The 19,941-nt window shown below is 61.9% G+C and carries 24 protein-coding genes; 18 read left to right on the top strand and 6 right to left on the bottom strand.

Annotation, left to right across the window (positions count from 1 at the left end; all coding sequences use genetic code 11):
• Positions 1–371 precede the first annotated feature (371 nt).
• The 4 genes from EFQ99_RS13160 to EFQ99_RS13145 all read left to right on the top strand — a co-directional run bounded on the left by EFQ99_RS13160 (position 372) and on the right by EFQ99_RS13145 (position 2,334).
• A complete protein-coding gene (locus EFQ99_RS13160; RefSeq protein ID WP_126921455.1) occupies positions 372–713 on the top strand; it encodes a lipoprotein in 342 nt (113 codons plus the stop codon).
• Positions 714–1,085: 372 nt separating this feature from the next.
• Positions 1,086–1,316, top strand: coding sequence for a DUF982 domain-containing protein (locus EFQ99_RS13155; RefSeq protein ID WP_245441484.1), 231 nt, complete (start codon positions 1,086–1,088; stop codon positions 1,314–1,316).
• 137 nt (positions 1,317–1,453) lie between these two features.
• Complete coding sequence (locus tag EFQ99_RS13150) at positions 1,454–1,843, top strand: hypothetical protein (protein WP_126921453.1); 390 nt, start codon at positions 1,454–1,456, stop codon at positions 1,841–1,843.
• Between the two features lie 113 nt (positions 1,844–1,956).
• Positions 1,957–2,334 (top strand): hypothetical protein, encoded by a 378-nt coding sequence (locus tag EFQ99_RS13145; protein ID WP_126921452.1) that lies wholly within the window; start codon positions 1,957–1,959, stop codon positions 2,332–2,334.
• A gap of 48 nt (positions 2,335–2,382) precedes the next feature.
• Here EFQ99_RS13145 and EFQ99_RS13140 read toward each other — a convergent pair whose 3' ends face one another.
• From EFQ99_RS13140 to EFQ99_RS13130, 3 genes are all read right to left on the bottom strand, one after another.
• Positions 2,383–2,784, bottom strand: a complete 402-nt coding sequence (locus EFQ99_RS13140) for a GFA family protein (RefSeq protein ID WP_126921451.1) — start codon at positions 2,782–2,784, stop codon at positions 2,383–2,385.
• Between the two features lie 89 nt (positions 2,785–2,873).
• The gene (locus EFQ99_RS13135) at positions 2,874–3,329 is read right to left on the bottom strand and encodes a DUF805 domain-containing protein (RefSeq protein WP_126921450.1); all 456 of its coding nucleotides are present in this window, start codon (positions 3,327–3,329) and stop codon (positions 2,874–2,876) included.
• Positions 3,330–3,495: 166 nt separating this feature from the next.
• On the bottom strand, positions 3,496–4,263 hold the full coding sequence (locus tag EFQ99_RS13130) for an adenylate/guanylate cyclase domain-containing protein (RefSeq protein WP_126921449.1): 768 nt from the start codon (positions 4,261–4,263) through the stop codon (positions 3,496–3,498).
• Positions 4,264–4,519: 256 nt separating this feature from the next.
• On the opposite strand from EFQ99_RS13130, the gene EFQ99_RS13125 reads away from it, so the two are divergent.
• The 4 genes from EFQ99_RS13125 to EFQ99_RS13110 all read left to right on the top strand — a co-directional run bounded on the left by EFQ99_RS13125 (position 4,520) and on the right by EFQ99_RS13110 (position 8,204).
• Positions 4,520–6,250, top strand: a complete 1,731-nt coding sequence (locus EFQ99_RS13125; protein ID WP_126921448.1) for a rhomboid family intramembrane serine protease — start codon at positions 4,520–4,522, stop codon at positions 6,248–6,250.
• A 247-nt stretch (positions 6,251–6,497) separates the two neighbouring features.
• Positions 6,498–7,286 carry a DUF899 domain-containing protein gene (locus EFQ99_RS13120; protein ID WP_126921447.1) on the top strand — a complete coding sequence of 263 codons (789 nt, stop codon included), beginning with the start codon at positions 6,498–6,500 and terminating at the stop codon, positions 7,284–7,286.
• A gap of 232 nt (positions 7,287–7,518) precedes the next feature.
• Entirely contained in the window at positions 7,519–7,896 is a 378-nt protein-coding gene (locus EFQ99_RS13115; protein WP_126921446.1) for a response regulator, read from the top strand.
• A gap of 53 nt (positions 7,897–7,949) precedes the next feature.
• Positions 7,950–8,204 carry a hypothetical protein gene (locus EFQ99_RS13110; protein WP_126921445.1) on the top strand — a complete coding sequence of 85 codons (255 nt, stop codon included), beginning with the start codon at positions 7,950–7,952 and terminating at the stop codon, positions 8,202–8,204.
• Position 8,205: 1 nt separating this feature from the next.
• On the opposite strand, the gene EFQ99_RS13105 is transcribed toward EFQ99_RS13110, so the two are convergent.
• On the bottom strand, positions 8,206–9,129 hold the full coding sequence (locus EFQ99_RS13105; protein ID WP_126921477.1) for a LysR family transcriptional regulator: 924 nt from the start codon (positions 9,127–9,129) through the stop codon (positions 8,206–8,208).
• A gap of 101 nt (positions 9,130–9,230) precedes the next feature.
• On the opposite strand from EFQ99_RS13105, the gene EFQ99_RS13100 reads away from it, so the two are divergent.
• The 5 genes from EFQ99_RS13100 (at position 9,231) to EFQ99_RS13080 (ending at position 14,875) form a co-directional block, all read left to right on the top strand.
• Positions 9,231–10,115 carry an NmrA/HSCARG family protein gene (locus tag EFQ99_RS13100; RefSeq protein ID WP_126921444.1) on the top strand — a complete coding sequence of 295 codons (885 nt, stop codon included), beginning with the start codon at positions 9,231–9,233 and terminating at the stop codon, positions 10,113–10,115.
• Positions 10,116–10,301: 186 nt separating this feature from the next.
• Positions 10,302–11,102, top strand: a complete 801-nt coding sequence (locus EFQ99_RS13095; RefSeq protein ID WP_126921443.1) for a class I SAM-dependent methyltransferase — start codon at positions 10,302–10,304, stop codon at positions 11,100–11,102.
• A 428-nt stretch (positions 11,103–11,530) separates the two neighbouring features.
• A complete protein-coding gene (locus EFQ99_RS13090; protein ID WP_126921442.1) occupies positions 11,531–11,878 on the top strand; it encodes a DMT family protein in 348 nt (115 codons plus the stop codon).
• Positions 11,879–12,063: 185 nt separating this feature from the next.
• Positions 12,064–13,575, top strand: coding sequence for a DUF1800 domain-containing protein (locus EFQ99_RS13085; protein ID WP_126921441.1), 1,512 nt, complete (start codon positions 12,064–12,066; stop codon positions 13,573–13,575).
• Positions 13,576–13,690: 115 nt separating this feature from the next.
• Entirely contained in the window at positions 13,691–14,875 is a 1,185-nt protein-coding gene (locus EFQ99_RS13080; protein WP_126921440.1) for a DUF1501 domain-containing protein, read from the top strand.
• A gap of 243 nt (positions 14,876–15,118) precedes the next feature.
• Here the strand turns inward: EFQ99_RS13080 and EFQ99_RS13075 are convergent, their stop codons facing one another.
• Entirely contained in the window at positions 15,119–16,108 is a 990-nt protein-coding gene (locus tag EFQ99_RS13075) for an aldo/keto reductase (RefSeq protein WP_126921439.1), read from the bottom strand.
• A gap of 142 nt (positions 16,109–16,250) precedes the next feature.
• Here EFQ99_RS13075 and EFQ99_RS13070 point away from each other — a divergent pair, with 142 nt between their 5' ends.
• The 5 genes from EFQ99_RS13070 (at position 16,251) to EFQ99_RS13050 (ending at position 19,220) form a co-directional block, all read left to right on the top strand.
• Positions 16,251–17,150 carry a LysR family transcriptional regulator gene (locus EFQ99_RS13070; RefSeq protein WP_126921438.1) on the top strand — a complete coding sequence of 300 codons (900 nt, stop codon included), beginning with the start codon at positions 16,251–16,253 and terminating at the stop codon, positions 17,148–17,150.
• A 140-nt stretch (positions 17,151–17,290) separates the two neighbouring features.
• A complete protein-coding gene (locus EFQ99_RS13065) occupies positions 17,291–17,503 on the top strand; it encodes a hypothetical protein (RefSeq protein WP_245441482.1) in 213 nt (70 codons plus the stop codon).
• 19 nt (positions 17,504–17,522) lie between these two features.
• Positions 17,523–17,939 carry a carboxymuconolactone decarboxylase family protein gene (locus EFQ99_RS13060; protein WP_208722750.1) on the top strand — a complete coding sequence of 139 codons (417 nt, stop codon included), beginning with the start codon at positions 17,523–17,525 and terminating at the stop codon, positions 17,937–17,939.
• A gap of 72 nt (positions 17,940–18,011) precedes the next feature.
• Positions 18,012–18,494 (top strand): cytochrome P460 family protein, encoded by a 483-nt coding sequence (locus EFQ99_RS13055; protein ID WP_126921436.1) that lies wholly within the window; start codon positions 18,012–18,014, stop codon positions 18,492–18,494.
• A 27-nt stretch (positions 18,495–18,521) separates the two neighbouring features.
• Complete coding sequence (locus EFQ99_RS13050) at positions 18,522–19,220, top strand: DUF4405 domain-containing protein (protein WP_126921435.1); 699 nt, start codon at positions 18,522–18,524, stop codon at positions 19,218–19,220.
• Between the two features lie 119 nt (positions 19,221–19,339).
• Here EFQ99_RS13050 and EFQ99_RS13045 read toward each other — a convergent pair whose 3' ends face one another.
• A complete protein-coding gene (locus tag EFQ99_RS13045; protein ID WP_126921434.1) occupies positions 19,340–19,927 on the bottom strand; it encodes a hypothetical protein in 588 nt (195 codons plus the stop codon).
• Positions 19,928–19,941: the final 14 nt, after the last annotated feature.

Here is a 19,941-nt window from a genome sequence, read left to right as displayed (position 1 = left end):
CTGGCTCATCCACGGTTGTAACCGGAGGGAGAACGGGCGACGCCGCCACGCCTCTTGCCGGGTGGCCACCCGGCAAGAGGCTCAGTCGCTTCAATCGCACAAAATCACCAATGTGCAGATACAAGGGAGCTTGGGAGCAGCGTCCTCGCCTATTCGCTGCCTCTCGTCAGGCGCGGCATACTCCCACGCCCCTCATGCTGAGGCGCGCAGCCCGCAGGGCGGAGCCTCGAAGCACGCGCTCGGGGTTGCTCCCTGCAGCTATCGACAACCCGATGCAGTTTTCGCAAATAAAAGTCTGTGGTTGAAGGCTTGGCTGCCTCCCGCAATGCGCGCGGCGATGATACAGCTGCTGCGGGAATTGGGGACTATTCATGAACAAGATCATTATTGCACTCGCGGCGACGGCGGCACTCGCCGGCTGCGCCAAACGTCCTGACGCAATCGTCCAGGTCGATATTCCGATGGCGGCATATACGAACCTCAGCTGCGAAGCGCTCGCTGCGCAACTCAAGAAAGAGAAGGCCAAGCTCGACGATCTGTCCAAGCAGCAGATCAGCGCAGCGAATGGCGATGCTTTCGGCGTCTTCCTCGTTGGCGTTCCCATCGGCAGCGTCGCCGGAGGAGACAAGGAAGGAGAAATTGCCGCCTCCAAAGGCAAGGTCTCGGCCATGCAGTCCGCTGGCATGAGCAAGGGCTGCAAGCTGCCAGGTTGACAGCCGGCGCGCCCGCCTCGCCCTTCGAGGCCCCTTGCGGGGGCACCACATGGTGAGGCTGTCTTGGGCGTTGGCGCGATCTCTCTGCAACCCTGCCCAGTGAATGGTGGCTTCCGCTTATCGACGCGGCATGCTCCCACGCCCCTCATGCTGAGGTGCGCAGCCCGCAGGGCGGAGCCTCGAAGCACGCACTCGGGGCTGCTTCTTGCATCAATTGACCGGCGGCGCATCATCGACCGGCCCCAACTGGAACCGAAATCGGCCTTCCGCAGTTAGTTTCCTGTGACTTCAGTTACAGGTGCCACTGCCATTAGCGACCATTCCGCCTTCTGGAAAAAACCGATCTCCATCAACCTCGATACCGGCGAACGAATGGTTCTCCGTTCGCCGCAGGATGCGCTTTATGCCATCACCTCGGACTGGCCGATCGATGGCGGCGTCCATCAGCAGCGGGTGATCGATTTCTGCCGCGCCTGGCTTGCCGGGCGCATGCCGGCCGAGACGGTGCGGCAGGCTTTCATTCTTGCGGCGCTGGAAGCGGGCTTGTCGATCCACGATGATGATGAAGGGCCCCCAAGTTCCGTTTCAAACCCTCCGGTATAGATGCAAGGACGCAGGCATATCGGTGGCATCCTAAGCGTCAGCAATGTTTATTTTCATGTATTGCAAATATTATTCGCGCTGTGTTTGTAGGAATGCGCAGCGTCCATCACGCTGCGATTCTTTAGGGATCCAATTGAATGAGAATAAAACTCCTCGCTTGCGCTGCCATGCTGATGCTGGCCGGCTGCAACGCCCCCGTGTCGCAAACCGTTGCGGACTCGCAGCGTCCTCCCTCGAGTGACGTCAGGCAGAACTTCGTCAACATCGTGTTCAAGAGAAGTTATCGGCACGAAGCAGGAGAAGTCGTATGGGCCCGCATTTCCAGCGTGGTTGTGCTTGAGCCCGAGAAGAAGATCTATGCTTACTGTGTGCGGGTGGTACCGAAGCGCAGCTGGGGCGACTGGGCCTATCTCGGCGTCTCCTTCACTGATGGCAAAATACTCGGCGCGACGGCGAATGACGATCGCTGCAAAGACAAGCGGCCGCGCTACTACCCGTTTCCTGAGCTGACCGGCATGAAGACCTGACGCAGGGGCGAGGGGGCGTCGCCGTTCAAGTCTTTTGAGCGGCGGCGTGGCATGCCTTCCATCGCCTTTTGGAAAAGCTGATCTATCGACCTCGATACATGAGATTCAACCGAATGAAGACCAAATTTCTTGCTTGCGCCGCCCTGCTGGCACTGGCCGGCTGCCAAACTCCGGAGCCGCAATCCGTTGCGGATTCCCAGCGTCCGCCCTCCGACGCGGTTCGACGCGAATATGTCGACGCTCTCAAGGGAACCATTAAACCGGGGAACTTCGTAAAGGCCGAGATATCAAGCGTGGTTCTGCTTGATCCGGAAAAGCAGATATACGCTTATTGCACGCGCACGACGGAACGTGCCAACTCGGACTGGTCCTATATCGGCCTGGGCTTGCAGCACAACATGATACTGAACCTGAAAAAGGACGATTATCGCTGCCACGACAAGCGGCTGCGTTACTATGATTTTCCGGAACTGCGGGCCATGAAGTACTAAGGCGGCGGCGAGGTATTTATCATCCTCGCCAATCCCTTCCGGACGCCATCAAAACCAGAGATCCCTCACACATCGCCCATCGGACGGAAGGTCTTCAAACGTCTCCAGCCCGTCGAAATGATCGATCGGCAGGTCGGCGACGAGTTCAGGGGGAGCAAGCCGGATGTTGACGGCCATGCGGCGGCGGCCCTTGTCGTCCAGCCACAGGCCGCGCCAGCTGAGCACGCAGGCGCAGGTCGGGCAGAACAATATTTCGAGCGACGGGTTGTCCTTGCCGGCGCGGGTGTAGGAAGCCGTCTCGCCGCTGAGGGCGATGCGCTCTCCCTCGTAGTCATAGGCCCAGAGCGTGCCGTAGCGCCGGCAGAGCGTGCAGTTGCATGCGGTGATCGAGCCGGGATCGCCTTCGAGCGTCCAGCTCGCCTTGCCGCAATGGCATGAACCGGTCAGCATGAGGGGCGGTCCATTCTGTCTTTATTCGATAACGGCATTCTGCCTCAACCGGGCAACGGTCTCAACCCACGCTCGCCGGCGCTGTATCCTCAAGCAAAGACGGATGACCTGGAATGGTCCGCAGCCGGCGCTCTGCAATACCATACGAGGACGGCAATCGAGCCAATGGGAAAGAGCAGCCCAAGAAGCAGGTGCCATCCGCTTCGGTTGATGTCGTGAAGACGTCGGGTGGCCATGGCGATCGATGGAAGAAGCGTGGCCAGCGACCAGATCCAGTACAAAATTTCGGTCCGGTCGACCGCGTATAAAACGCTGGCGACGAGAAAGACGAAGAGCCACGAAAACCAGAACTCCGATCGGCTCGCTCTGCCGGTGAAATCCACATATTTCTTGAAATAGCTCTTGATCGCCTGGCCGAAGCCCATTGCTTCGGGCAGGCCGCCGAAGCGGTTCGGCCCGGCCGGCGGATTTCTGAAGATGAAGATCAACGGCACGACGACCAGGATCAGGAGGATCAACCAGTGCCACAGAGAAAAACTGCCCATGAGTAACCCCAACCATTTGGATGGCTTAGAGATAAGCAATCTTCGTTTCAGGAGGATTAATCGGCTTGCAATCCGGCGCGCTCAGCAATCACAGCGTGAGGAATTGCGGCCACCGTGTTGAAGGTGGGGGATCTTTCGAAGAAGGCCGTGACTCGGCCGCAGTCGGTCAGCGCTTGACCAGCACCCTTGCCTGCACCGGCTGCTCGATGCCTTTCAGCGTGAGCACGCGCGTCTCTGCGCCGGCCGCGAGATCAGGAGCCTGCGCCGCCGTCTCCGCCGAGACCAGGATCTCGCCGGCCGCGGCCTGGGATTCCAGCCTGGCGGCCTGGTTGACGACGCCGCCGATGGCGGTGAAATCGCTGCGGAAGCTGGAGAACTCGCCGATCTGGACCTCGCCGGAATGGATGCCGACGCCGACCCCGAGCGGGCGGCCGGGCAGGGCGTCCGGCGCCAGGCCGCTCAGCGCCGCGGCGCAATTGCGCTGGATCTCCTGCGCGGCCAGGATCGCGGCGCCGGCGTGATCCTTCCGGATGATCGGGAAGTTGAAGATCGCCATCAGCCCATCGCCCATCTGCTTGTTGACGATGCCGTCATGCGCCCAGATCGCCTGGGCGCAGCGATCCTGGAAGAGGCTGACGATTTCGCTCAAGCGCACCGCCTCGATGCGCTCGGAAAGATCGGTAAAGCCCCGGATGTCGGCAAACAGGATGGTGGCATCGACGGTGATCTGGCGCTTCTTCTTCACATATTGGAAGGAGCGCTCGCAGATCGTGCAGATATCGGGGTTCATCTTGCTGCGGGTGATGCCGAAGGCGCGGAAGGGCAGCGCCAGCGGGCCGCCGATCGGGATCGGCATATGCATCTGATCCCAGCAGCCGCGGCAGATCCTGGCGCCGCCGAGCGTGGCCGTCTCATTTGATGAGGCTGTCGTCATGTCAAACAATCCGTCGCCTATAGCCGAAAACAAGCTTCCGACACTCGCCTGCTTTTGGCAACTCTGCTGATGGTCTGGAGTGACGATAGTTGGCCGGCGCAAGAAATCACACGCCATGCAATAGCGTTTGGCCTTGCAGAATGCCATTCCAGGTAGATAAATTCGATCCAGTGTCCTTTCCTTGTCTACAGAGAGTCACACATTGCGACGTTGAACAGGCATGCATGCAGCCGATACTTTTCAGCGAGAATTTTGAATGAAGCCTGAAGAACTGCGCAGAACGGAATATGCCTACAACAAAGGAAAATTACTCCGGATTTTCCTGGTTCTCGTCGTCTTCACGGCGGGAATCATCTGGCTGGGATTCCATCCACCTGGGGATCAGGACCCTCATTTGATTTGGGTCTTCGTGGTGCTGGGCTCAGCGTTTTGTGGCATTATAGCGTTGCTGCTGTTGCCCAAGCTCTTCTCCGTGGAGCCCGGACTCGTCATATCGACGGCCGGCATCCGTCTGCCGAACTTCCCTGGCCAGATACTGCCGTGGTCTGCCATCCGAAACTTTGACAGAGTCCGGAGCAAACATTCGGATGCTCTCATTCTTCACCTTGATCCCGTTGCCGCCAGGACCTTAACCAGGCGGTGGCTGGCGAGCCGGCTCTCGGGTTCGCGCGCCAAGGTCGGCGTCGCTCTGCACGTATTGCGGGGCAATCCGGACAGGATAGTCGATCAGTTCGTGGCATTGGCATCCGAAGCCCATGAAGCCGCACGCCAGGCCATGCCGGCAGATGGCGCGATTGCCCTGCATGATGAAGACGAAGCGCCGGGCCCCGCTCTGAACAGCGCCGGTCATCCCGTCTTCACCTATGTTCTTCTTGCTACTTTGGTCGCGGTCTATGCCGCTGAGCTCACCTTTGGTATCGAACCACCCGTCGCCGGCTCTCCCACCATTCGGACTCTCTACATCCTCGGAGGAACGTTTCGTCGAAGCATCGTCGAGGACGGCGAATGGTGGCGGCTGTTTACCGCACCATTCATGCATGCAGGCATCCTCCATCTGGCGTTCAATTGCGTTTCCCTGTGGTTCGCCGGACGGCTCCTCGAACGCCTGATCGGCTGGCGCTGGTTTGCAGCGATTTTTTTCGCCAGTGCCCTTGGCGGGTCTGTCGCATCGGTGTGGATCAACGCTCCAAACACGGTTGGGGTCGGCGCCTCCGGCGGGATCGTCGGGCTTTTCGCAGCCGTCGTCGCGGCAAGCTTCCGTTTCCGGTCAGGGCCGATTGCGGATTCCCTGCGGATCGGAGCAGCTCAAATTCTGATACCCTCCCTGCTGCCGTTCCTCTCGGCAGCAAGAAGCGGTGAGAACATTGATTATGCCGGACATTTCGGCGGCGCGTTGACCGGGGCCGCGCTATCGTTCCTGCTGCTGGCGTTCTGGCCGAAAGAGCGCCCGACACCTCGTTTCGGCGCGGCGGCAATAGCCTTCAGCACTCTGTTTGTTATTGTGGCGGCGGTGTCGCTTTTTCCGATCAGCAATACCCGCCAATTCATTCTCGATGACCCGATGTCGAACTTTTTCTCAGGACGGTACGAGGAAGCCGCCACGGGGTTCGCCGTTGCTGCAACCGAGAATCCCGAGAATGCTCCCTATTACAATCTCTGGCGTTTTTTCGCTCAAACGCGTGGCAATGATGCAAAGGCAACCGCCGATCTCAGGATCGCGGCCGGCAAAACGGAGCAGGGGATATGGCCATATCCTGTCTACAGTCTTTTTCTCGGCGCGTTGAAACCGGATGAACTGATGGCGAAGGCGGCCGATAGCAACCAGCGTTGCGAGGCCACATTTTACAGTGGCGAATGGTATTTGTTGGGTGGCAACATTCAGGAGGCCCGCCCACGGCTCCAGGCAGCCTTGTCCTCCTGCCCCACGACCTTCCTGGAATATAGCGGCGCGAAAGGCGAATTGAGCAGTCTTGGCGTGCAGAAGTGACACGCCTGCTCACGCGATTTGCTAATCGACGCACGGCGAGAAGCACTTGTTCGGGCATCATCAGCGCGTGCTCGAGCATGCTCCCCCGGAACCGGCGCCGTCGCTGCGATCAGCGGCGACCAGAATGCGGTCACACTTGTTACTCCCACTGTGCAATGTCAGGTGCGAAACTATCTCCGATCAATGCGCGATGAACCGGCTTCGGTGATGGAGCGCGGGAATTCGCCCCAATCAGGAGATTGAAGCGATGACCGGAACAGCAGAGAATGGAAAAAGCGGGCAGACCATGCACAGACCGCCTGTCGTGTCGCACGAGGCCTGGGAGGCGGCCCGCAAGCAGCTGCTCGTCAAGGAAAAGGCCGAGACCCGCGCCCGCGACGCGCTGGCCGCCGAGCGCCGCCGCATGCCGTGGACGGCTGTGGAAACGAACTATGCGTTCGAAGGGCCGGAGGGCAGGGTCGGGCTGCTCGACCTGTTTGCGGGCCGGCATCAGCTCATCGTCTACCGCGCCTTTTACGAGCCCGGCGTCTTCGGCTGGCCCGAGCATGCCTGCCGCGGCTGCTCGATGGTCGCCGACCAGGTCGCCCATGTCGCGCATCTGAATGCCCGCGACACGACCCTCGTCTTCGCCTCGCGCGCCCCGCAGGCCGAGATCATCAGCCTGAAAGCGCGGATGGGCTGGACGATGCCGTGGGTGACGATCACCGACAGCTTCGACAAGGATTTCGGCGTCGACGAGTGGCATGGCACCAATGTGTTTTACCGCGACGGCGAGCGGATCTTCCGCACCTATTTCGTCAACAACCGCGGCGACGAGCAGATGGGCGGCACCTGGAATTATCTCGACATCACGCCGCTCGGCCGCCAGGAAGCCTGGGAGGATTCGCCCGAGGGCTATCCGCAGACGCCGACCTACAAATGGTGGAACTGGCACGACGCCTATGTCGCCGATGCCGCGCCCGACAAGAAATGGGTCGAGATCTCCGATGCCGGCGAGGCGGCGTTCCGGGAGGAAAGCGCGAAGGCGAAGCGGTAAGCGAGGCCTCTTCGACGCGGCGGTGATTAGTGAGTAGTGAGTAGTCGTTAGTGAGTGGTTTTTCCTACTCACTAATCACTATTTCCTACTCACTCACCCGCGGACGCCCGATAAATCAGTTACCATTTTCGACACGCATATCTTTCGAAATGGAAACATTCGAGGGGAAGTTGCGTTGTATCGATTGCTGGGGGTGTGCCGCGGATCGCTTGTCCATGGGAGGAGGATATCCATGAACGTCATGATCGTCGAAGACGAGAACTTCATCGCCCTTGAACTCGAGCGTATCGTGCAGGATGCCGGACACCAGGCCGTCGGGCCGGTTTCGACGATGGAGCAGGCTCTCGCCTATGCTCCGAGAAGCGATGTCGCGCTCGTCGATCTCAGGCTTGCCGACGGCCTGAGCGGCGTCCAGCTCGCACGCCGGCTGATCGACCGCTTTGGCGTCGACGTCATCTTCGTGACCGGCAGTCCGAAGAGCATCGGACACGGGATCGAAGGCGCGCTCGATGTGATCGCCAAGCCTTTCAGCGCCGACCAGATCGCCAGCGCGCTCACGCGGGCAGAGGCGCTGCGCCGAGACTACGCAGGCAGGAACGCTATCTTCTGACCGGGCAAAGTCGTATTATTCAGGCGCTGATGTCACCGGCAAGGGAGGCCAGGATGAGGCACGCGCTCATTGCCGTTTTCTTCGCGCTTGCGGCCTGCGCCAGTAATTCAGGCGCACCCCAGCCGCTGCCAGGCAGTCTCACCTATGGCGGAAAGGTCATCCATTCGCCCTATCGCCCGGGAACGGTGGTCCAGCACACCTTTCTCGGCGATTTCGGCTACCGCGTCTTCGAGAGCTATCTCGTGCAACCGGACGGGACGCTCAAGCTGACGTCGCAGAGCACCGGGCCGGATTTTCTCTGGCGGTAACCTATCGCGATATGATCGGGAGTTCGTCGCTTGCGCCATTCCCCGCGTTCAGGTGATCGATTGCCAGCTGGATGAATGCCTTGACCAGCGGCGACAGGTTCTGGCTGCTGGGATAGACGACATGCAGACCGCCGGCCGGCGTCGTGTAGCCGTCGAGAACGCGGCGTAGCCGGCCATCCCTAATGCAGGCCTCTGCAGGTCCGCGCGGCAGCTGGGCGATGCCGTGGCCGGCAATCGCGGCAGCCATGACCGCCTGCATTTCGTTGGCGGCGAAGCGTCCCGATACCGAGATCGTCTCCTGGCCGTCGATGCCCTCCAGCGTCCAGTGCGCATTGGTGGCCGACGGGCCGGCGATGACGCAGTCGTGGCGGGTGAGATCGGCGGGCCGATCAGGCGCGCCGCAGCGGGCGAGATAGTCCGGGCTGGCGCAGAGAACCCTGTAGGTCGAGCCGAGCTTGCGGGCAATCAGCGTGGAATCCTCCAGGATGCCGGTGCGGAAGGCGAGGTCTATGCCGCTCTCGATGAGGTTGAGCCGGTCGTCGGTGAGGCGCAGCTCGACCTTCGTTTTCGGGTAGGCCGCCAGGAAATCGAAAATCGCGGCGGCAAGGAAGTGGCCGCCGAAACCGACCGGCGCGGAGATGCGGATCGTGCCTGATGGTTCCGCCCGCGCCTCGGCCAGGCGGAGGTTGGCTTGTTCCAGCGTGCGCAGCGCCTGGCTGCTCTCCTCGTAATAGAGGCGCCCCGCATCCGTCAGCTTGAGGCTGCGGGTGGTGCGCTGCAGCAGGCGCACACCCATCTCGCGCTCGAGCGCGGCGATGCGGCGGCTGACCGTCGTCTTCGGCATGGCGAGCAGGCGGGCGGCGGCGGTGAAGCTGCCGGCCTCGACGACGCGGGCGAAGACGACGATATCGTTGAGGTCGAGCATTGTATTCACCAGTGGCACGATGTTTCTCAATCGTAGGCTATTATGGTTCAATGCGACAGGCCCTACCTCTGCCCCTGTCGCCAACAACAAGGAGCGGAGACATGAGCAGTAATGGAAGAAGCGTTTTGGTCACGGGCGCCACCGGCCAGCAGGGCGGGGCGGTCGTGCGCGCATTGACGGCGCGAGGACACCGCGTCAGGGCAATCAGCCGCAGGCCTGATAGCGACGATGCGCGGCGACTGGCCGCTGCAGGAGTCGAGATCGTCGCCGGGGATCTCGATGATGCGGCGTCGGTGACGAAGGCCGCGACGGGCGTCGATACCATGTTCCTGATGGGCAGCAGCTTCGAAAGTGGCCCGGAAGCGGAAACCCGTCAGGGTGTTACCGCCGCGAATGGGGCGAAGGCCGCCGGCATCGGCCATCTGATCTATTCTTCCGTCGGCGATGCCGACAAGAAAACCGGCATTCCGCATTTCGAAAGCAAATATCTCGTCGAGAAGCATATTGCCGGGCTCGGCATTCCCTACACGATCAGCGCGCCCGTCGCCTTCATGGAAAACACGGTGGCGCCGTGGGCGATTGACGGGCTGCGCCAGGGCGTCTATGCCGCGGCCTTGCCGCCCGGTCGTGTGCTGCAACAGATCTGCCTTGCCGATATCGGCGCTTTCGTCGCGGCGCTCGCCGAGCGACGCGATCAGGTGTTCGGCAAGCGTTTCGACATTGCCGGTGACGAATTGTCGGGCGAGGAGCAGGCGAAGATCCTGTCCGAGGTCCTCGGCCGCCCGATCGCCTATCGGGAACTGCCGATCACGGTCATGCGGCAGCAGAGCGAGGATGCGGCGCTGATGTACGAATGGTTCGACCGCACCGGCTACGACGCCGACATCGCCGCCCTGCGCCGCGATTTCCCTGAGGTCGGCTGGCACCGATACCGCGATTGGGCGCGCGGGTTTGATTGGAGCGTTCTCGACAAGGGTGGCGCCTGATACGCTGGCACGGACGTTGACCGCAGCAGGCGCTCGGGTGAGGTCCTGGGCATCATCAACACGGGTATTCTGCGCGGAGGCTTTATCGCGCGGAATACCTGACAAGTGTCAGGTGACTATCCGCTTGCGACGGGCCGCCCCTCGGAGCCATATTGATGGCTCATCGTCCTTGGAGGGGAGGCTTTCATGCCGTCGAGTTTCCATGTCGAGAGTGCCGATGGTTATGAGCGGTTGATGGGCCGGTGGAGCCGGACGTTGGCGCCGATGCTGATTGATTTCGCGGGGCTGGCGGATGGGGATCGCGTGCTCGATGTCGGATGCGGCACCGGCAGCCTGACATTCACGCTGGCGCAGAGGCCGGGCCTGCGGGAGATCGCCGCCATCGACTATTCGCCTGTTTTCGTCGAGGCGGCGAAAGCGCGCAATAGCGATCCGCGGATTGCGATTCAGCAGGCCGATGCCTGCGCACTTCCCTTCGAGGACAACCGCTTCGACCGGGCGCTGTCGCTGCTCGTGCTGCATTTCGTGCCGGAGGCGGGCAAGGCGGTGGCCGAGATGACCCGGGTCGTGCGTCCCGGTGGCGTGGTCGCGGCCGCCGTCTGGGATCACTACGGCGGCATGTCGGGCATGCGGATGATGTGGGACACAGTCGTCATGCTCGATGAGAACGCGCTGCCTATGCGTCGCAAATATTGTTTCCAGCCGATGATGCGGCCGGGGGAGATGAAGCAGACTTTCATCGCGCAGGGGCTTGCCGATGTCGAGGAGACATCGCTGTTGATCCGGATGGATTACCTTTCCTTCGACGACTATTGGGCCCCGATCGCCGCAGGCGAGGGACCGCTCGGCAAGTATGTCGGCGGGCTGGAGCCGGCCAAGCGAGCCGCTGTGGATGCTGCCGTTCGGGCCGCTTATGAGGCAGGAGAACCGGATGGGCCGCGATCGTTCGCGTCGGTAGCGTGGGCGTGTCGGGGCAGGGTGGCGTGAGACGGTTCGGCGCGTCGGCGTGATGCGGAGGCCGCTTGCGTGCCCAAGCACTTGAGAGAAAGCCTCACTCGAGACGCGCCTGAATGCAAGGAGTGGCGTCACAGCGTGTCCTTCGAGGCTTCGCCCGATGGGCTACGCGCCTCAGGATGAGGAGCGTTGGTGGATGCCGCGCGCAGGAAAATGGGCGTTGGAGAATGCCGTATCGCGAGACGGCTAGCAGGAGCGCATGAGCTCGACCCGTAAATCGCAACCGGGTGTTGCTGGGAGGCACGCCGCCTTGTGATCTGCCGGCCATCCGCATCGCCTCGCGGGCGTGAGACAATCGGTCAGTGGTCTCGGGGGTTGCGGCCGAACGGCGGCGTGATAGATAGGGCCCGCCCGGCGTCTCGTCGGATCAACCATTTCCTCCACAGCTTCCGAGTTTCTCCATGTCCTTTTCTCCCGCCGCCGTTTGGCCCATCGTCATGCTGTTTGCGTCCAACATCTTCATGACCTTTGCCTGGTACGGGCATCTCAAGCATAAGGGCAGCGCCATCGCCCTCGCCATCATTGTCAGCTGGGGCATCGCCTTTTTCGAATATTGCCTGGCGGTGCCGGCCAACCGTATCGGCTCGGCGGTCTATTCGACGGCGCAGTTGAAGACGATGCAGGAGGTGATCACCCTGCTGGTCTTTTCCGGCTTCTCCATCTTCTGGCTCGGCGAGAACCTGACCTGGAACCATGCGATCGGCTTCGCGCTTATCGCAATCGGAGCATCCTTCATCTTCCGGGCGTAAACCTTAGGCTTTTCAACAGATTACAAATCGTCCATGTCTCGATATTGCCGCATTTCCTACAGATTGCGGTCGTAATCGGCTGGCAGCCTGTCACCTCAAGCTTTTTGTTTTGCGCAATTCCGGGCGCAAAACCGCTGTGCACTCTTGCTGGAATTGCTCCAGCAGTGATCGTGAGGTGATCGGCCATGAGCCTCTCTTTCCCGACGATGGCGGCGATCCGGTTCGGCTATGGTTTCCGGCCGGGCGAGGCGCCGCCGCAAAGTAAGGATGAGCTGATCGGCCAGCTCGCCCAGGGCGTGGCGGCGACGCCGGACTTTCCGCTCGGCGGCATCGACACGCGCCACCGGGCGATCCTGAACCTGCAGGCGCAGCTGACGGAAGTCCGCAAGGACGCGAAGACGGCGACCGACGATACGGTGCGGCGCGAGATCCGCAAAGGAATACAGCAGCAGGCGCAGCAGCAGTTCCAGCACGACGCGAACCTGCGGCTGATGCAGGCAGTGCTGTCGCCCTACGGCTTCTACGAGCGGCTTTCGACCTTCTGGACCGACCATTTCTCCACCAGCGCCAACAAGAGCCTGCCGATGCGCCTCATCGTGCCGCTCTACGAGGCCGAGGCGATCCGGCCGTTCATCGCAGGCAAATTCGGCGATCTCCTGCGCAATGCGACGGCGCATCCGGCCATGCTGATCTATCTCGACCAGGCGGATTCGCTCGGGCCGGGCTCGGCCGGCGGCATGAAGCGCAACAAGGGGCTGAACGAAAATCTCGGCCGCGAGCTTCTGGAGCTGCACACGCTCGGCGCCGGCAGCGGCTATACCCAGGCGGATGTGACGGCGGCAGCCATGGTGCTGACGGGCCTGACTATCGACCGCAAGGAGATGGACATCGCCTTCCGGCCGAATATTTCCGAACCCGGCACGCATCAGGTGCTCGGCGTCAGCTATGGTGGGCGCAAGAGCTCGCGCGACGACTATCTCGACATGCTCGACGATCTCGCCGTCCATCCGAAGACGGCGGCGCATGTCAGCCGCAAGCTCGCGGTGCATTTCGTCTCCGACCGGCCCGACGAGGGCATGGTGTCTGACATGGCCGCAGCCTGGAAGAAGACCGATGGAAACCTGACGGCGGTCTATACCGCCATGCTCGACCATCCCGCCGCCTGGCGCGACGAAGGCGCCAAGGCGCGCCAGCCTTTCGACTATGTCGTCGCCGGCCTCAGGGCGCTGAACGCGGGGCCGGTCAACGGCGTCGTCGGCAGCTTCCTGGCGGCCAACCAGCAGGGCACTGAAGAAGGCGACATGGCGGCGAACACGCCTGCCATGGCGGGATCGCCTGCGCCGACGGAACCTGCTGGCGAGGCGAGGGACAAGCGCCTCAAGGCGTTCCGGACGGCACGGGCGCTGGGGCAGGGCGCGCTGAAGCGCATGGGACAGCCGACCTGGCTGCCGCCGAGCCCGGCCGGTTTTCAGGAAGGCTTCTCTGCCTGGATCACCGGCAGCCAGATCGCCGAGCGGCTGGCCTGGGCAAGACGGGCCTCAGCGCAGTTCGGCCGGGACGAAGATCCGCGCGAATTCCTGAAATCGACGCTTGCCGATGCGGCGCGCGACGAGACGATCCGTGTCGTGTCGCAGGCGCCGAACAAGATCAGCGGGCTGACGCTGGTGCTGGCCTCGCCCGAATTCAACCGCCGCTAAGCAGGCTTTCGTTGGCAAGCCAACGCTTCGTCTGCTTAGCTCCTTTGTTTTATCGCAGGTTCTGGCCGGAAAACCGTTGGACACTTTTCCGGAACCTGCTTAGGAGGCCGCCGTCATGACACTGTCGATGAACAGGATCTCGCTTTCCCGCCGCGGTTTTCTCACCTCTGCCTGCTGTCTTGCCGCCGCGCCCGTCTTCACGCCGGTCACTTTCGCGGCGATGCCTGGTGATAACCGCTTCGTCACCATCGTGCTGCGCGGCGCGATGGACGGGTTGGATCTGGTGCAGCCCTATGGCGATGCCGGTTTTGCGGGCCTCCGGCCGACGCTGGCGCTGACGCCGGAGACCGGGCTTCTCGATCTCGACGGGCATTTCGGCCTCAATCCCGCTGCCGCCGACCTGATGCCGCTCTGGAAAAGCCGGGAGCTCGCCTTCGTGCATGCGGTCTCGACGCCCTATCGCGATCAGCGCAGCCATTTCGACGGGCAGGACATGCTGGAGTCCGGCGGCGAGCATGTCGCCGAGGAAAAGACCGGCTGGTTGAACCGGGCGCTCGCCGTCATTCCGCGCTCGGATGCGCGCAAGGCAATCGACGTCAACACCTCGACGGAGCTGATCCTTTCCGGCCCGAACAATGTCGATGTCTGGGCCTCGGATTCCAATCTTGCGCCGGCGCGTGACGAGATGCAGTTCCTGGCGCGGCTCTATGCCGGCGATCCGCCGTTCGCCGCAGCACTTGCCGAGGCGACGCGGGCCGACAGCGCTGCGATGATGGTCGAGCCCGATGGGCAGCGCGGTGAGAAGACCGCCGATGTGGCTGCACTTGCCGCCAATATGCTGAAGGGCGATTACCGCATCGCCAGCTTCTCAATCACTGGCTGGGACACCCATATTGGCCAGGCCGGCCAGTTCAAGCGACCGGCGCAGGATCTCGCGCAGGCGATCAACACGCTGAAGACGACGCTCGGGCCCGAGATCTGGGGCAAGACGGTGGTGCTCGCCATGACCGAGTTCGGCCGCACCGTCCGCCAGAACGGCTCCGGCGGTACCGACCACGGCACCGGCGGCTGCGCGCTGCTTGCCGGCGGCGCGATCAATGGCGGCAGGATTCTTGGCCGTTGGCCGGGCGTCGGCGACGGCCAGCTGCTCGACGACCGCGATTTGATGCCGACGGCGGATGTGCGGGAGGTGGCGGCGGCGATGCTTTACCGGCAGTTCGATGTCGGGATGGATGATCTAACGGGGAAGATTTTTCCGGGGCTGGGGTTTGATAAGGGGTCGCAGTTTTTGAAGGTGTGAGGGGCTGTCGCTAACCTTTCCTCCCTCATTCCTGTGCTCGTCACAGGAATCCAGCCACGGCGCGTCGGCGCCGTGAATGAATCGATGCGATCTTGAAGGAGTCTCTAGCGCCCACGGACGTGGGCGCACTGGATTCCTGTGACGAGCACAGGAATGAGGGACGAGAGGTAAGCGCCGGGGCAGAGCCGCGAATGCGCTGAGCACTAGCGAAGGGCAGGCCCAGCGGCATCCGCCGAGCCGATCCTACCGCCCAGTCATCTTCAGTGCTGCCTCAGGCAACCGCTCGCCCTGGACCTCGATGCCGGCGAGGGCGGTGTCGATTTCGGCGAGGTCGTCGGGCAGGAGGTCGATGTCGACAGCGCCGAGATTCTCCTCGAGCCGATGCTGCTTCGTCGTTCCCGGGATCGGGACGATCCATGGTTTTTGCGCCAGCAGCCAAGCGAGGGCGATCTGCGCTGGTGTTGCGCCCTTGCGGTCGCCGATCCGTTTGATCAGGTCGACGAGCGCAAAATTGGCCTTGCGTGCCTCGGGTGAGAAGCGCGGGACGCTGTTGCGGAAATCGCTCGCGTCAAACTTGGTGTTCTCGTCGATCTTGCCGGTGAGGAAGCCGGCGCCGAGCGGGCTGAAGGGCACGAAACCGATGCCGAGTTCCTGAAGGACCGGCAGAAGTTCGGCCTCGGGGCCGCGCCAGAAGAGCGAATATTCGCTCTGGACGGCCGTTACTTTCTGGACGGCATGGGCGCGGCGGATGGTCTGGACGCCGGCTTCGGACAGGCCGAAATGCTTGACTTTGCCGGCTGCGATCAGCTCCTTGACGGCGCCGGCCACGTCTTCGATCGGCACGTCGGGATCGACGCGGTGCTGGTAGAACAGGTCGATACGATCCGTCTTCAGGCGGCGCAGACAAGCATCGGCAACCGCCTTGACGTGGTCGGGGCGGCTGTTCGTGCCGCCGCGGCGTTCGCCGGTTTGCAGATCGATATCGAAGCCGAATTTGGTGGCGATAACCACCTGGTCGCGGATCGGCGCGAGCGCCTTGCCGACAAGCTCCTCATTGGCGAAAGGGCCATAGGCTTCGGCCGTGTCGAACAAGGTGACGCCCTGCTGATGGGCGGTGCGCATCAACCGGATCATCTCGCCTTCGTCAGCGGGCGGTCCGTAAGCGGCGCTCATGCTCATGCAGCCGAGACCGAGGGCTGAGACTTCGAGATCGCCGATATTGCGTGTTTCCATGGTCGTGTCCGTTCGTGGCTTTGTATGGGGTGAGGGCGCCGGTTCGGTATTGCCGGCCGGTTGAGTTGACGTGAACTTAATCCCCATGGCAGCTTTCGATTAGATGCTGTAATGCGCATGGACCTATAAGGCGGACTAATGAATGCCCCAGGACAACAATTTCAACGACCTCGTCGCCTTTCTCACGGTCGCCAGGGAGCGCAGCTTCACCAAGGCGGCCGCCAAGCTCGGCGTGTCGCAATCGGCGTTGAGCCAGACGGTGCGCGGTCTCGAAGAGAAGCTGGGGCTTCGGCTATTGACCCGCACGACCAGAAGCGTGTCGCCGACCCAGGCGGGCGAGCGCCTGCTGGAACGGGTCGGGCCGAGATTTGAAGAAATCCAGTTCGAGATCGCGGCGCTGAGCGAAATGCGCGAGCGGCCGGCCGGCACCATTCGCATCACGGCAGGTGAGCACTCCGCGGTTTCCATTCTCGCGCCTCTCTTGGCGCGCTTTCTTCCGGATCATCCCGATATCAACGTCGAAGTGATCGTCGACTACGGCCTGACCGACATCGTCGCCGAGCGCTACGACGCCGGCATCCGGCTCGGCGAGCATTTGGCGAAGGACATGATTGCGGTCCGGATCGGTCCCGAGATGCGCATGGCGGTCGTCGGAGCGCCCGTCTATTTCGAGCACCATCCGCGCCCCGAAGTTCCTCAGGATCTGACGGCTCATAACTGCATCAACATTCGGCTGCCGACGCACGGGACGATCTATCCATGGGAGTTTGAGAAGGACGGCCGCGAATTGCGCATCCGTGTCGAGGGGCAGACGGTGTTCAACAACATCGCCATGCGGATCGACGCTGTGCTGAACGGGCTGGGACTGGCCTATATGCCCGAGGACCAGGTTCAGTCCTATATCGAGGACGGGCAGTTGATCCGGATTCTCGAAGACTGGTGCCCGCCTTTCCCGGGATACCATCTCTACTATCCGAACAGGCGGCATGCGTCTCCGGCGTTCACCCTGCTCGTCGATGCGCTCCGCTATAGAGGAAAGTAATGCCGATTTTATTCCATCACGGCTTATCAACAGCTCGTGATTAATTAGTTGACCTAATAGACCCTAGCTGTCCGGGGCGTCTAATCCTGACGGTGCGATGCCGCTACCTTCTCGCCATCTGAAACGAAGCGAGAGCCGACATGCGATATGGATTGTCCAATATTCTGGCCGCATTGCTGCTTGCCTCGGCGCAGCTTGCCGCGACAGTGGCGACGGCTGCCGATGCGGTAAAGACCGAGCCATTGGTCATCCAGGAGCAGGGCAGCATTGCCGTCGGGGGAACCAGCACCTCCTCCGCGAGAAGAAGCTCGACTGATCCCCGCGAACTCTTCGCGGCATATGCCCGATCCTGAAAATGATGAGGTGAAGTCCATGAAACATCTTTTGGGAAACCTGATGCTGTCGGCCAGCATGGTGCTGGCCGCTCTGCCGGTCGTCGCCGGTGCTCAGACACCTGTTGAAGGCGACGACAAGTCCAGGCGCTCGCGCGCCCAGCAACTGATGGGCGCGACCGCGCCGAAGCTGGCTGAACTGACTGACGATGTGCTTTACGGCGACATATGGGAGCGCCCGCAGCTCTCGAAGCGGGACCGCAGCCTCGTCACCGTTGCCGCGCTGATCGCCATGAACCGGCCCGACCAGCTGAGGTCACATCTTGCCATCGCCCGCCAGAACGGCGTGACCGAGGACGAGCTGATCGAGACGATCACCCATCTTGCCTTCTATGCCGGCTGGCCGAATGCGGTCTCGGCCGTCGCCATCGCGAAGGACGTTTTCGCAAGCGAATGAGACGAGCGGCCTTCCGCTTCTGCCGGAGCTGCTCGCCCGAACATTTTCTGCCCGAAATCAGGAAAGCTACCCATGCGTCATCTCCTCAAACGCATTCCCATTCTCTTTGCCGCGGCCGGTGCCGTTATTCTCATCGGCTGGAAGGTCGACGCCGAACCGAACCGGACGACGATGCCCGAACTGGCCGGTCTCGTTCACTACACCACCATCAGGCGCGGCGAGGTGACCGAGCACATCATGACGACAAACGAAGCCATCCAGGCGGTGAAGAACGGGCAGCCTATTCCCGAGGGCACCCATTTCGTGCTGGTCGACTACCGCGACGGGGAGATCTACCGCACCTTCGTCATGGAAAAGGGCCGCGGCTGGGGAGACGACTACGATGAAACCCGCCGCACTGGTGACTGGCAATTCCAATGGTTCAAACCGGATGGCAGCGTCAACATGGCCGAGAACACCGCGCGGTGCCAGTCCTGTCATTCCTCCAGGGCCGACCAGGACTTCCTCTACACGCTCGACGATCTCAAGGCTTTCGACGGGGCCGTCATTGATTAGGTGGACCCGCGGCGAGGGCGCCGCGTCATGAGCCCGCTATTCCTGATACGCCTGGTGCTGGACTTCACGGCCGCCGGTCTGCTTCTGGTCGCGCTTGCCTACTGGTGGCTTGATAACACCTCGCATGAGCTGATCGGCACCGGCATGTTCATCCTCCTCGTCTCGCACAATGTCTTCAACAGGCGGTGGTGGGCAAGACTTCCAAAGGCGGCGCGCGGCAGGCAGAGCCTTCTGACAATTGCGTCGAACATCTCGATTGGCCTGGCGATGGCTGCATTGCTGATGACCAGCGTGATGATATCGCGGAGCGTGTTTGCTTTCGTTCCCTTGAATGGCGGGCCGACTGCGCGAGAAATTCACATCCTTGCGGCCTACTGGGCGTTCATGCTCGCAGCCGTCCATCTCGGTCTTCACTGGTCGATGATCATGGGCGTTACGGGCAAGTTGTTGCGGGTTGGGCCGCCGGACGCGATCAGGACTGCTGCCCTTCGAGGAGTCGCAGGCGCGATCGCGGCGTGCGGTATTCACGGCATGGTCGTCGTGGGGATTGGAGACAGGCTCGTCGGCCGGCCGTCGATTGATTTCTGGGATTTTCAGGAGTCGACGGTCGGGTTCTTTTTGCATCACATCGCGATCCTGGGGGCGTGGGCGTGTGCTGCGCATTATGCGGCCGGCTGGCTTCGATGGGCGGGTGGGGTGCGGCGGGTGACGGATGCCGGTGAGTGATGTCGAAAGGGTTTGGTGGGATGGAGTTTGAGGCTGCCCGGCCCTTCGCTTGGGCTCAGGGCGTTCGGCCCTGCGATCGATTCACTGGATCGATCGCTCCCGCTTTGCGGGACCGGGCCTCACCCCAAAACATCATAAAGCCTGAAGATGAAACTCACCTGATAGACCAGGTTGGCGATGACGAAGGCGGTATGGAAGCGGCGGCTGGGGGTCCAGGCGGCGATGGCGCAGAGGAGGATGTAGACGATGTTGCGGGCGGGATATTCCCAGCCGAGGGAGAGGATGCGCTCCGGCCCCTTGATTGCCGTGTCGAGGATATCGACGGCATAGATCAGGGCGAGGAGGCTGAAGAACCATTTGCGCCTTGAAATGAAATATTCCTCGTAGCCGCCATATTCGTCGAGGCTTGCCGGGAAGAGCAGGGCGCAGAGCAGGAAAAACAGGCTGCAGAAGCAGACGAGGAAGAGATAGATGCCGAATCCGATGGCGGGCACGGCCTGCAGGCGGTATTCCCACCACCAGATATGGATGATGAAGAGGAACAGCGACAAAGCCCAGCCGAGATGAACGGGATAGACCTTCGCCTTGCCGGGATGCTGGACGATGCCGGCAACGCCGGTGAGCAGCCTCGCCAGCGAGAGGCTGACGACCATGCCCATCACCACCTTGATGTGAAGGAAGACCTCAGGCGAGCTGACCGTTTCCATGTTGTCGATCCCCG

The sequence above is a fragment of the Rhizobium vallis genome, assembly GCF_003985155.1.
GTDB lineage: Bacteria > Pseudomonadota > Alphaproteobacteria > Rhizobiales > Rhizobiaceae > Rhizobium > Rhizobium vallis.
The sequence above is the reverse complement of the archived record's forward strand: the minus strand, read 5'-3'. Positions and strand labels throughout refer to the sequence as shown.

Coding starts and splice junctions, on each gene's coding strand:
- EFQ99_RS13160 (WP_126921455.1), top strand. CDS start 372: ATGAACAAGATCATTATTGCACTCGCGGCGACGGCGGCACTCGCCGGC.
- EFQ99_RS13155 (WP_245441484.1), top strand. CDS start 1,086: ATGGTTCTCCGTTCGCCGCAGGATGCGCTTTATGCCATCACCTCGGAC.
- EFQ99_RS13150 (WP_126921453.1), top strand. CDS start 1,454: ATGAGAATAAAACTCCTCGCTTGCGCTGCCATGCTGATGCTGGCCGGC.
- EFQ99_RS13145 (WP_126921452.1), top strand. CDS start 1,957: ATGAAGACCAAATTTCTTGCTTGCGCCGCCCTGCTGGCACTGGCCGGC.
- EFQ99_RS13140 (WP_126921451.1), bottom strand. CDS start 2,784: ATGCTGACCGGTTCATGCCATTGCGGCAAGGCGAGCTGGACGCTCGAA.
- EFQ99_RS13135 (WP_126921450.1), bottom strand. CDS start 3,329: ATGGGCAGTTTTTCTCTGTGGCACTGGTTGATCCTCCTGATCCTGGTC.
- EFQ99_RS13130 (WP_126921449.1), bottom strand. CDS start 4,263: ATGACGACAGCCTCATCAAATGAGACGGCCACGCTCGGCGGCGCCAGG.
- EFQ99_RS13125 (WP_126921448.1), top strand. CDS start 4,520: ATGAAGCCTGAAGAACTGCGCAGAACGGAATATGCCTACAACAAAGGA.
- EFQ99_RS13120 (WP_126921447.1), top strand. CDS start 6,498: ATGACCGGAACAGCAGAGAATGGAAAAAGCGGGCAGACCATGCACAGA.
- EFQ99_RS13115 (WP_126921446.1), top strand. CDS start 7,519: ATGAACGTCATGATCGTCGAAGACGAGAACTTCATCGCCCTTGAACTC.
- EFQ99_RS13110 (WP_126921445.1), top strand. CDS start 7,950: ATGAGGCACGCGCTCATTGCCGTTTTCTTCGCGCTTGCGGCCTGCGCC.
- EFQ99_RS13105 (WP_126921477.1), bottom strand. CDS start 9,129: ATGCTCGACCTCAACGATATCGTCGTCTTCGCCCGCGTCGTCGAGGCC.
- EFQ99_RS13100 (WP_126921444.1), top strand. CDS start 9,231: ATGAGCAGTAATGGAAGAAGCGTTTTGGTCACGGGCGCCACCGGCCAG.
- EFQ99_RS13095 (WP_126921443.1), top strand. CDS start 10,302: ATGCCGTCGAGTTTCCATGTCGAGAGTGCCGATGGTTATGAGCGGTTG.
- EFQ99_RS13090 (WP_126921442.1), top strand. CDS start 11,531: ATGTCCTTTTCTCCCGCCGCCGTTTGGCCCATCGTCATGCTGTTTGCG.
- EFQ99_RS13085 (WP_126921441.1), top strand. CDS start 12,064: ATGAGCCTCTCTTTCCCGACGATGGCGGCGATCCGGTTCGGCTATGGT.
- EFQ99_RS13080 (WP_126921440.1), top strand. CDS start 13,691: ATGACACTGTCGATGAACAGGATCTCGCTTTCCCGCCGCGGTTTTCTC.
- EFQ99_RS13075 (WP_126921439.1), bottom strand. CDS start 16,108: ATGGAAACACGCAATATCGGCGATCTCGAAGTCTCAGCCCTCGGTCTC.
- EFQ99_RS13070 (WP_126921438.1), top strand. CDS start 16,251: ATGCCCCAGGACAACAATTTCAACGACCTCGTCGCCTTTCTCACGGTC.
- EFQ99_RS13065 (WP_245441482.1), top strand. CDS start 17,291: ATGCGATATGGATTGTCCAATATTCTGGCCGCATTGCTGCTTGCCTCG.
- EFQ99_RS13060 (WP_208722750.1), top strand. CDS start 17,523: ATGAAACATCTTTTGGGAAACCTGATGCTGTCGGCCAGCATGGTGCTG.
- EFQ99_RS13055 (WP_126921436.1), top strand. CDS start 18,012: ATGCGTCATCTCCTCAAACGCATTCCCATTCTCTTTGCCGCGGCCGGT.
- EFQ99_RS13050 (WP_126921435.1), top strand. CDS start 18,522: ATGAGCCCGCTATTCCTGATACGCCTGGTGCTGGACTTCACGGCCGCC.
- EFQ99_RS13045 (WP_126921434.1), bottom strand. CDS start 19,927: ATGGAAACGGTCAGCTCGCCTGAGGTCTTCCTTCACATCAAGGTGGTG.